This is a genomic window from Modestobacter sp. SYSU DS0657 (assembly GCF_054050925.1).
In genome coordinates, this window is sequence record NZ_JBJHAG010000047.1 from 1 (window position 1) to 10,522 (window position 10,522).

Sequence of the window (10,522 nt, forward strand, 5' to 3'; positions counted from 1 at the left end):
CCCGGACGCAATCAGCCCCCCCCCCCCCGCCCCCCCCCCCCCCCCGCCCCCCCCCCCCCCCCCCCCCCCCCCCCCCCCCCCCCCCCCCCCCCCCCCCCGCCGCGGGGGCCCTTCCTCAGTAGAGGGCGAGGGTGAGCGCGCGGCGGGCGGCGCCGACCCGGGGGTCGTCGTCGCCGACGACGCCGAACAGCTCGACCAGGTGCTTGCGGGCCAGGTCGCGGTCCTCACCGGCGGTGCGGCGGATGACGTCCAGCAACCGGTCGAAGGCGGCCTCCACGTTGCCGGTGCCGAGCAGCAGGTCGGCGGCGCGGGTCTGCGCGGCGACGTCGTCGGGTGCGGCGTCGGCGGCGTTGAGCGCGTCCGGCCCGGCCTCCTCGGCCCGGCGGAACAGCTGCACCTGGCGCAGCGCGAGCCCGGCGACGGGGTGCTCGGGCTCGGCGTCGAGGATCGCCTGGTAGGCGGCCTCGGCGGCGGTCAGGTCACCGCGGTCCAGCGCGGCCTCGGCCTCGTCCAGCCGCGGGTCCTCCGGCTCGGCCGGCTCGCCCTCGGCTCCGGGCACCGCGCCCCCGGTGGTGGCGGCGACCAGCTCGGTGACGAACTGGCGGGCCTGCTCCTCCGGGATGGCCCCGGTGAACTCGGCGACCAGCTGGCCCTGCCACACCGCCTTGACCGCCGGGATGCCCTGCACCCGCAGCCCCTGGGCGAGCGCCGGGTTGGCGTCGACGTCGACCTTGGCCAGCACCCACGAACCGGCGCCCTCGGTGGCCAGCTTCTCCAGCACCGGCGACAGCTGCTTGCAGGGGCCGCACCACTCGGCCCACAGGTCGAGCACGACCGGCACCTGGAAGGAGCGGTCGAGGACCTCGGACTGGAAGGTGTCCTCGGTGACGTCGACGACGGCGCTGCCCGGGGCGCCGGCCGGCGTGCTCGCCGACGGGGGCGGCGCGGCCTGCGCCCGGGCCGCCGCCTCGCTGCGCGCCTTGACCGCGGCGAGGTCGACGGCACCGGCCAGGGAGGCGGCCATCTGCGCCTGCTGGGCGGCGGCGCGGGGGTCGCGCGGGGCGGCGGGACGAGCAGGACGGTTCGGCTGCATGGACCCATTGTCACCCCATGGACCCGGTCGTCGACCAGGTGGGATGTCGGCCGCGTGCGGGCTCAGAACCTCGCCGGTTCGGCGTAGGTGCCCCACTCGGCGCGGAGGGCGTCGCAGATCTCGCCGAGGGTGGCCTCGGCCCGGGCGGCGTCGAGCATCGCCGGCACCATGTTCCGGTCGGTGCGGGCCACCTCGACCATCCTGGCCACCGCCGCCCGGGCGGCGGCGTCGTCGCGGGCCTGCCGCCGGGTGGCCAGCGCGGCCCGCTGGTCGAGCTCGACCTGGTGGCCGACCCGCAGGACCTCCAGCCGGTCGCCGTCCTGCACCGAGTCGGTCAGGGTGTTCACCCCGACCACCTTCTTCTCGCCCTTCTCCAAGGCCCGCTGGTAGGTGAACGCCGCCTCCGCGATCTCCCCGGTGAACCAGCCGTCCTCGATGCCGCGCAGGATGCCGCTGGTCATCGAGCCGTCGGAGCCCATCTCGCGGATCCGGGCGAAGACCTCCTCCGCCCGGCGCTCCAGCTCGTCGGTGAGCGCCTCGACGTACCAGGAGCCGCCGAGCGGGTCGGCCACGTTCGCCACCCCGGTCTCCTCCGCGAGCACCTGCTGGGTGCGCAGCGCGATCTGCGCCGCCTTGGCGCTGGGCAGCGCGAGCACCTCGTCGAGGGCGTTGGTGTGCAGCGAGTTGGTGCCGCCGAGCACCGCGGCGAGCGCCTCGACCGCCGTCCGCACGATGTTGTTCTCCGGCTGCTGGGCGGTCAGCGAGACCCCGGCGGTCTGGGTGTGGAAGCGCAGCTGCTGGGCCCGCGCCGTCCGGGCGCCGTAGACGTCGCGCAGCCAGCGCGCCCAGATCCGCCGGGCGGCCCGGAACTTGGCGATCTCCTCGAAGAAGTCGATGTGCGCGTCGAAGAAGAACGACAGCCCCGGCGCGAACACGTCGACGTCCAGCCCCCGGGAGAGCCCCAGCTCGACGTAGCCGAAGCCGTCGGCCAGCGTGTAGGCGAGCTCCTGCGCAGCCGTCGAGCCGGCCTCCCGGATGTGGTAGCCGGACACCGAGACCGGCTTGTAGGCCGGGATCTCGGCGGCGCAGAACTCCATCAGGTCACCGATGAGCCGCAGGTGCGGTCCGGGGGCGAACAGCCACTCCTTCTGCGCCGTGTACTCCTTGAAGATGTCGGTCTGCAGCGTGCCGTCCAGCGACCCGACTGGCGCGCCTTGCCTCTCCGCGGCGACCAGGTACATGCAGAACACCGGGACGGCCGGGCCGCTGATGGTCATCGACGTCGTGGTGTCCTGCAGCGGGATGCCGTCGAACAGCACGTCCATGTCGGCCGCGGAGTCGACCGCGACCCCGCAGTGCCCGACCTCGCCGAGCGCGCGGGGGTCGTCGGAGTCCCGGCCCATCAGGGTCGGCATGTCGAACGCGACCGACAGCCCGCCACCGCCGGCGGCCAGCAGCGACCGGAACCGCTCGTTGGTCTGCCGGGCGTTGCCGAACCCGGCGAACTGGCGGATCGTCCAGAGCCGGCCGCGGTAGCCGGTGGGGTGCAGCCCCCGGGTGAACGGGAACTCCCCCGGCCAGCCGATCCGCTCGAACCCGGGGACGGCGCGCTCGTCGGCGGGCCCGTAGGCCGGGTCGACGGTCACCCCCGAGAGCGTGGTGAAGTCCGCCTCCCGGACCCGCCCGGCGGCCAGCGCCGCGTCGTACCGCTGCTGCCAGCGCTGGCGGGCCTCGCTGCCCGCGGGCTCGGTCATGGCCAGATGTTAGGACGTCCTAGCATCTGCGGCCAGCGTCCGCGGCCGGTCAGTCCGGCGCGACGTCGCCGGCGCCCAGCCGCACCTTCTTGAGGATGGCGAACAAGGTGTCCAGCTCGTGCTCGGGCAGGCCGGCCAGCCCGAAGTCCTGACCGGTGAGCGCCTCGGTGGCCGGCGGGACGACGTCCCGGCCGGCGTCGGTGATCGCCGCCAGCACCCCCCGGCCGTCGGTCGGGTTGGGGCGCCGCTCGACGTAGCCGGCGGCGACCAGCCGCTCGATCGCGTTGGTGACGCTGGTGGGGTGCACCATCAGCCGGCTGCCGATCACCTTCAGCGGCAGCTGACCGGTGCGGGAGAAGGTGAGCAGCACCAGCACCTCGTAGCGGGCGAAGGTCAGCCGGTGCGGGCGCAGCGCCTCGTCGAAGCGGGCGAGCAGGATCTGCTGCACCCGGAACACCGACGTCGCCGCGCGCATCGAGGCCGCCGGGCCGAATCGCTCCGCCCAGGTCTCCGCCGCGCGCTCGATCGGGTCGAAGGGCAGCCCCAGGGGTCGGACCATGACCGCAGAGCGTAGTTCCGGCCGCCGGTCGCTCCCGCCGAGTGCTGGGCTGTCCACGCCTGTCGACGAGGTGGCATGTCGACCACTCGACACTCGGCGCGCGTTCTCGCCGGGCTGTGGACAGCGAGGACGGTGGCGGCCCGCGGTCCGCCAGGCTCGCCCGGTGGTCGTCCCCGCACACCGCCCGCCTGCACTGCGCGGACGCGTCTTCCGTGGCACCACGGTGGTCCGGGCCGGCCTGCTCACCCGGCGGCAGCTGGATAGCAGCGCCTGGCAGCGGCTCTTCCGCGACGTCTACGCCTGCGCCGACCTGACCGTCACCCATGAGCTGCGAGCCGTGGCCGCCGCATCGGTCCTGCTGCCGGGCGCGGTCGTCACCGGAACCAGCGCCGCCGTCCTGTGGCGCCTGGACGCGGCCGGCCCGGAGGACGACGTGGAGCTGACCGTGCCGCCCGGGACGCGGATCAGTGCGGTGGCCGGCCTGCGGGTCCGCCGGGCGCGCATCCTCGCCGCGGACCTCACCCGTCGGCGCGGCGTCGCGGTGACCACGCCCGAGCGGACAGCGGTGTCCCTGGGCGCCGAACGGCCCGCCGACGAGGCCGTCGTGCTCATCGACCAGCTCGCCGCCGCCGGCCTGGTCGACCTCGGCGACGTCCGGGCGATGGCCGCGGCGACCACCGGTCGAGGATGCCGGCGGGCGCGGGCAGCCGTCGCGCTGGCCGACGGGCTGGCCGGGTCACCTCAGGAGACCCGGCTCCGGTTGCTGCTGCACGGCAGCGAGCTGCCGACCCCGGTCGCGCAGCACTCGGTGTACGACGGGCGGGCGTTCGTGGCCCGGGTGGACTTCGCCTGGCCCGCGCAGCGGCTGGCCCTCGAGTACGACGGGCTCTGGCACGCCGAGCCCGGTCAGTTCGCCGCCGACCGTCGTCGGCTGAACCGGCTGCTCGCCGCCGGCTGGCGGGCGCTGTTCGTCACCGCCGCCGACCTGCACCGGCCCGATCAGCTGATCACCCGGATCGGAGCCGAGCTCGCTCGCTGGGTGTCGACTCGTCGACCTCTCCCTCGGGGGCGACATGTCGACGACTCGACACCCGGCGAACCGCGTCAGGTCGAGGGCGCAGGGCGCAGCCGCGGCGCGCGGCGGATGCCGAACACCTCACGGAGCGCCACCCGGGCCGCGTTGTCGCCGCAGTGACCGTGCACGGCCGGCCCGGGCGGGGTGGCCGCACCGGCGAGGTAGACCCCGGTCATCGGCGTCTTGTAGGTGTTCCAGCGGGGCACCGGGCGGAACAGCATCTGCCGCAGCGACGCCTCGCCGTTGGAGATGTCGCCGCCGACGTCGTTGGGGTTCCAGTGCTCCATCTCCCCGGCGTGCATGGTGTGCCGGGCCAGGATCGTGTCGCGGAAGCCGGGTGCGAAGCGTTCGATCTGGGCCTCGATCGCCTCGGTCATGTCCACCGTCGACCCGTGCGGCACGTGCACGTACGCCCAGAAGACGTGCCCGCCCTCCGGCGCGCGGGAGCGGTCGACGACGGTCGGCTGCACGGCCAGCACGTAGGGCCGGTCGGTGACCCGCCCGCCGGCCGGGGCCGCCTCCCCCGCGATCGTCTCCGCCATGGTGCCGGCGACGTGCACGGTGCCGGCCCGCCGGACGTCGGGGTTGGTCCACGGCACCGGCTCGGACAGCGCCCAGTCGACCTTGAACACCCCGGGCCCGTGCCGGTACCGGTGCACCCAGCGGCGGTAGCCGTCGGTGACGCCGTTGCCGGCCATCGCCACGAAGGCCCCCGGCGAGGTGTCCAGCAGGACGGCGGGCACCCCGGCGAACTCGCGCAGGTCGGTGACCTCGTGCCCGGTGACGACCTCACCGCCCTGCTGCTCGAGCGCGGTGACCATGGCGTCGGAGAGCACCTGGGACCCACCCTCGACCACCGGCCACCCCTGGTGGTGGGAGAGCATCCCCAGGAACATGCCCAGCGCCGCGGTCAGCGGCCGGGTGAGGTCGAGCATCCCGTGCGCCGCGGCGCCGGTGACCAGCGCCTTCGCCTCGTCGTCGGCGAAGTAGCGGTTCGCCAGGAACTCGATGTTGGGCAGCCCCTGCAGGCCGAAGGCGGCGATCGCCGGCGCGCCGCGCACCGGCAGCCGGCGGAAGGCCGAGGTCAGGAAGAAGTCGACGATCTCGTCCGCGTGCCGCAGCAGGGGCCCGAACAGCCGCCGGTAGGCCGCGGCGTCCCGGCCGAGCGACTCGGCCGTCCGGTCCAGGTCGTGCACCGAGAGCGCGGCCCGGCCGCCGTCCAGCGGGTGGGCGAAGTTGACCTCCGGCTGCAGCAGCCGGACCCCGCGGGAGGCGAGGTCGAACTCGGTGAAGAACGGCGCGCTGGCCGCCATCGGGTGCACCGTGGAGCAGATGTCGTGCCGGTAGCCGGGCAGCGTCACCTCCTCGGTGCGCAGCCCGCCGCCGGGCTGCTCGCCGCGCTCCACCACCCGCACGGACAGGCCGGCCGCGGCCAGGCGCAGGGCGGCGGCCAGTCCGTTCGGGCCGGCTCCGACGACGACGGCATCCGGGGTCCCGTTCACGGCCGCCATCCTGCCCGCCGCTCCCTACAGGTGCGCGATGAGCTGATCGGCGGCCGTGTACGGGTCGGTCTCGCCCGCCGCCACCCGCTCGGCCAGGGCCGGCAACGCGGCCGAGCCGCCGACGTCGCCCATCCGCTCGCGCAGCCCGGCGACGGCGATCGCCTCGACCTCGCGGACGGCCCGGGCGACCCGGCGCCGGTGCCCCCGCCCCGAGGACGCCAGCCAGGCGGCGTGCTCGTCGAGCCGGGCCACCACGTCGTCCACCCCGCTGTCCCCGTCCCGGGAGCGCTGGCCCCGGCTGGCCACCGTCGTCACGATCGGTGGCCGCCACTCCCCGGCGTCGGCGTGCCCGCCGCCGAGGGAGAGCATCGCGCGCAGGTCGCGGACGGTCTGGTCCGCGCCGTCCCGGTCGGCCTTGTTGACCACGAAGACGTCGGCGACCTCGAGGATCCCGGCCTTGGCCGCCTGGATCCCGTCGCCCATGCCCGGGGCGAGCAGCACCAGCGTGGTGTCGGCCAGCGAGGCGACCTCCAGCTCCGACTGGCCCACCCCGACCGTCTCGACGAGCACGACGTCGCAGCCGGCCGCGTCGAGCACCCGCAGCGCCTGCGGGGTGGCCCACGCCAGCCCGCCCAGGTGCCCGCGGGAGGCCATCGACCGGATGAACACCCCGGGGTCGCCGGCGTGGTCCTGCATCCGCACCCGGTCGCCGAGCAGCGCGCCACCGGAGAACGGTGAGGAGGGGTCGACGGCGAGCACCCCCACCCGCTCACCGCGCGCCCGGAAGGCGCGCACCAGCGCCGTGGTCATCGTCGACTTGCCGACCCCGGGCGGTCCGGTGAGACCGATGACCCGGGCGGAGCCGGTGTGCGGCGCCAGCGCGGCCGCGACGTCGCGCAGCAGCGGGCTGGCGTCCTCCACCAGCGAGATCAGCCGCGCCACCGACCGGGCGTCGCCCTCCCGGGCCCCCGCGACCAGCGCCGGCACGTCGGCCGGCCGCCGGCCCCGCCGTCCCGGGCCGGCGGCCGGTGCCTGGACGGCGAGCGCGTCGGGCTCGCTCACGCCGGGGCGGGGACCCGGAGGATGAGCGCGTCGCCCTGGCCGCCACCGCCGCACAACGCGGCGGCGCCCACCCCGCCGCCGCGGCGGCGGAGCTCCAGCGCCAGGTGCAGCACGATCCGGGCACCGCTCATCCCGACCGGGTGGCCCAGCGCGATCGCCCCGCCGTTGGGGTTGACCCGCTCCGGGTCGATGCCCAGCTCACGGGTGGAGACGATGCCGACGGCGGCGAAGGCCTCGTTCAGCTCGACCAGGTCCAGGCCGGCCGGGTCGATCCCCTCGCGGGCGCACGCCTTGGCGATCGCCCGGGACGGCTGGGTCTGCAGCGTGGCGTCGGGGCCGGCGACGACGCCGTGCGCGCCGATCTCGGCCAGCACGGTGCAGCCGAGCTCGGCGGCCCTGGCCGCGGACATCACCACGACCGCGCAGGCGCCGTCGGAGATCTGCGACGCCGAGGCCGCGGTGATCGTGCCGTCGGGGGCGAAGGCGGGCCTGAGCCGGGCCAGGCTCTCCGCGGTGGTGTCCGGGCGGATGCCCTCGTCCTCGCGGAACTCGATCGGGTCGCCCTTGCGCTGCGGGATGAGCACCGGAGTGATCTCGTCGTCGAACAGGCCGTTCTTCTGCGCGGCCGCGGCCTTCTGGTGGCTGGCGGCGGCGAACGCGTCCTGCTCCTCACGGGTCAGCCCGTAGCGGCTGTTGGCCTGCTCGGTGAGCGCCCCCATCGCCACCTGGTCGAAGGTGTCGGTGAGGCCGTCGTGCGCCATCGCGTCGACCAGCGCGGCGTCGCCGTACTTCGTGCCGGTGCGCGAGCTGGGCAGCAGGTGCGGCGCCCGGGTCATCGACTCCATGCCACCGGCCACCACGACGTCGAACTCACCGGCCCGGATGAGCTGGTCGGCCAGGGCGATGGCGTCGATGCCGGAGAGGCAGACCTTGTTCAGCGTGAACGAGGGCACCGACATGGGGATGCCGCCGGCGACCGCGGCCGGGCGGGCGGGGTTCTGCCCGGCACCGGCCTGGACGACCTGGCCCATGATCACGTAGTCGACCTGGTCGCCGGTGATCCCGGCGCGCTCGAGGGCCGCCTTGATGGCGATGCCGCCGAGGTCGGCGGCGCTGAAGTCCTTGAGGGAACCCAGCAGCCGGCCCATCGGCGTGCGGGCGCCGCCGACGATGACCGAGCGGGTGGGTGCGGGCTGGCTCATCGGGCCTCCAGTGGCTCCGGCCGCCGCCGTTGGCGGCCTGCTCCGGGATCGCGGCGCAGCCTTCCGCACCGCTGCGGGATCCGTCGAGGATAGGGCCCGGACGACGGCCCCGGCGTCTCCTTCGGCAGGATGCCCCGCATGACCGATGCCGTGCCCGACGACGCGCACAGCCGGCTGCCCGCCGGGATGTTCACCACCATCGACCACGTGGGCATCGCGGTGCCCGACCTGGACGAGGCGATCGCCTTCTACGCCGGCACGTTCGGCGTGCGGTCGGTGCACGAGGAGACGAACGAGGAGCAGGGCGTCCGGGAGGCGATGCTCGTCGTCGGCGACGGGGAGACCCGGGTCCAGCTGCTCGCCCCGCTCACCCCCGAGTCGACGATCGCGAGGTTCATCGGCCGCTCCGGCCCGGGCCTGCAGCAGCTGGCCTTCCGGGTGACCGACGTCGAGGCCGCCGCGCAGACGCTGCGCGACCGCGGGCTGCGCCTGCTGTACGACTCGCCGCGCCGCGGCACCGCCGGCAGCCGGGTGAACTTCGTGCACCCCAAGGACGCCGGCGGCGTGCTGGTCGAGCTGGTCGAGCCGGCCGGCGGCCCCGCCGACCGCTGAGCGGCTCTCCGGCCCGGATCGCGGCCCCCGGCCGGGCTGCCCGGGAGCCGCCCGCGCAACGGCCCGGGACACGCTGACCCGGCGCCGGTTCTCTGCGAGGATGTCGCCCATGAGCGACCCTCGTGACGACTTCTTCCGCGACGGCGGCCCCGGCTTCGACGTGGTGCGCAAGGGTTACGACCGCGAACAGGTGCACGAGACCCTCGCCGGGATGGACGCCGACCTGCGGGTCGCCATCGCCGACCGGGACGCCGCCGTGGCGCGCTCCTCCGACCTGGCCCGCCAGCTGCAAGCCCTGCACGGCGAGGTGGAGCAGCTGCGCCGCCGGGCCGCGAGCGCCAGCGCGCCCACGTTCGAGAACATGGGCGAGCGCATCTCGAACATGCTGCGGCTGGCCGAGGAGGAGGCCGCGGAGATCCGCCGGGCCGCTCAGGAGGACGCCGCGCAGCTGCAGGCGGCGGTCGCCGCCGAGGCCGAGGCGGTGCGCGAGCGGATCACCGGGGAGGAGCGGGCGCTCGGGGAACGGTCGGCCGCCAGCCGGGCCGAGGCCGAGCGGCTCGTCGCCGAGGCCCGGGCGCACGCCGAGCAGGTCGCGGTGAAGGCCCAGGCCCGCGCCGACGAGCTGGTCACCAAGGCTCAGGAGCGGGTCGCCCGCCTCGACGCCGACTCGCAGGCCCGCCGCACCAAGGCGGAGGAGGACTTCGAGATCGCGATGCGCATCCGGCGCACCGAGGCCGCCCGGCTGGAGGAGGAGCGCGAGCGCGACTCCGTGGCCGCCGCCCAGCAGCGCGTGGCCGCCGCCGACGAGCACGCGCACCGGACCGTCACCGAGGCGGAGGCCTCCGCGGCCGCCATCCGGGCCGTCCGGGACGAGCTCGCCCAGCGGCTCACCGACGTGCGCACGCTCCTGGAGCAGCTGCCCGACCTTGGCGACCGCCCCGCGCCGGCTGCCCGCCCGGCCGGGCAGCCCGCGAAGCAGGCTCCCGCGCAGCAGGCTCCCGAGCAGCGGCCCGCGACCCCGTCGGCGGGGTCGCCGCAGAGCGCGGCGCCCGACACCGCGACCTCGGCGGAGCCCGCCCGGGCGGCTGCCGAGCCGCCGGCCGCGCGCACCCAGTCGCTGCGGATCCCGCCGCGCCCGGAGGAGCAGGGCCAGCCGACGCCGGCCGCGGACGAGCCGGCCCCCGCTCAGGCGGAAGCCCCCCAGGCACAGGCAGCCGAGGCACAGCCAGCCAAGGCGGACGCAGCCACGGCGGACGCTCCGACGACGCAGGCCCCGGCTGCCCCGGAGCCGCAGTCCGGCCCGGCCCAGGCCGCGCCCACGCCCCAGGCCCGGCCGCAGCAGGCAGCGGCGCCCCAGCAGCCGGCGGCCGGACCGCGGACCGCACCGGCGCAGACCGCGCCCGCCGCGGCGCCGTCGGGCACGACCACGGAGCAGCCGGCCGCCGAGCGGCAGCCCGCGCGGCCGGTCGCCGCGCCGCGCCAGACCCCGCCGGTGCCGCCGCGGACCACCCAGGGCCGGGCCCAGCAGCCGACCACCCCGCCCGGGCCCGCCGCCCCCCGCACCCCCCCCCGCACCCGCCCCACCCCCGCCGCCCGGCGCTCCCCCGGACCCCGGCGGGGACCCCCCCCGCCGGCCGCCCCCCCCACGACCGCCCCCCGCCCC

The 10,522-nt window shown here is 76.3% G+C and carries 9 protein-coding genes; 3 read left to right on the forward strand and 6 right to left on the reverse strand.

Going from position 1 to position 10,522, the window contains the following annotated elements:
• Positions 1–115: 115 nt before the first annotated feature.
• The 3 genes from ACI79A_RS19265 to ACI79A_RS19275 form a co-directional block, all read right to left on the reverse strand.
• On the reverse strand, positions 116–1,093 hold the full coding sequence (locus ACI79A_RS19265; protein WP_457085371.1) for a tetratricopeptide repeat protein: 978 nt from the start codon (positions 1,091–1,093) through the stop codon (positions 116–118).
• Positions 1,094–1,155: 62 nt separating this feature from the next.
• Complete coding sequence (locus ACI79A_RS19270) at positions 1,156–2,847, reverse strand: acyl-CoA mutase large subunit family protein (RefSeq protein ID WP_457085372.1); 1,692 nt, start codon at positions 2,845–2,847, stop codon at positions 1,156–1,158.
• Positions 2,848–2,896: 49 nt separating this feature from the next.
• Positions 2,897–3,406 carry a MarR family winged helix-turn-helix transcriptional regulator gene (locus tag ACI79A_RS19275; protein ID WP_457085373.1) on the reverse strand — a complete coding sequence of 170 codons (510 nt, stop codon included), beginning with the start codon at positions 3,404–3,406 and terminating at the stop codon, positions 2,897–2,899.
• A 163-nt stretch (positions 3,407–3,569) separates the two neighbouring features.
• Between ACI79A_RS19275 and ACI79A_RS19280 the strand changes: the two genes are divergently transcribed.
• Positions 3,570–4,601, forward strand: a complete 1,032-nt coding sequence (locus tag ACI79A_RS19280; protein ID WP_457085374.1) for a hypothetical protein — start codon at positions 3,570–3,572, stop codon at positions 4,599–4,601.
• Here ACI79A_RS19280 and ACI79A_RS19285 read toward each other — a convergent pair.
• From ACI79A_RS19285 to ACI79A_RS19295, 3 genes are read right to left on the reverse strand one after another with little or no spacing between them, the layout of a single operon-like run.
• Positions 4,511–5,983 (reverse strand): phytoene desaturase family protein, encoded by a 1,473-nt coding sequence (locus ACI79A_RS19285; protein ID WP_457085375.1) that lies wholly within the window; start codon positions 5,981–5,983, stop codon positions 4,511–4,513. The two genes, ACI79A_RS19280 and ACI79A_RS19285, sit on opposite strands and share 91 nt — an antisense overlap.
• Before the next feature lie 24 nt (positions 5,984–6,007).
• On the reverse strand, positions 6,008–7,045 hold the full coding sequence (meaB, locus tag ACI79A_RS19290) for a methylmalonyl Co-A mutase-associated GTPase MeaB (protein WP_457085376.1): 1,038 nt from the start codon (positions 7,043–7,045) through the stop codon (positions 6,008–6,010).
• A complete protein-coding gene (locus ACI79A_RS19295) occupies positions 7,042–8,247 on the reverse strand; it encodes an acetyl-CoA C-acetyltransferase (protein WP_457085377.1) in 1,206 nt (401 codons plus the stop codon). Before ACI79A_RS19295 ends, meaB begins: the two co-directional genes overlap by 4 nt.
• A 138-nt stretch (positions 8,248–8,385) precedes the next feature.
• On the opposite strand from ACI79A_RS19295, the gene mce reads away from it, so the two are divergent.
• Entirely contained in the window at positions 8,386–8,859 is a 474-nt protein-coding gene (gene mce / locus ACI79A_RS19300; RefSeq protein ID WP_457085378.1) for a methylmalonyl-CoA epimerase, read from the forward strand.
• Positions 8,860–8,968: 109 nt separating this feature from the next.
• Positions 8,969–10,522, forward strand: a 1,554-nt coding sequence (locus ACI79A_RS19305; RefSeq protein WP_457085379.1) for a hypothetical protein, incomplete at its 3' end; no start/stop codon positions are given.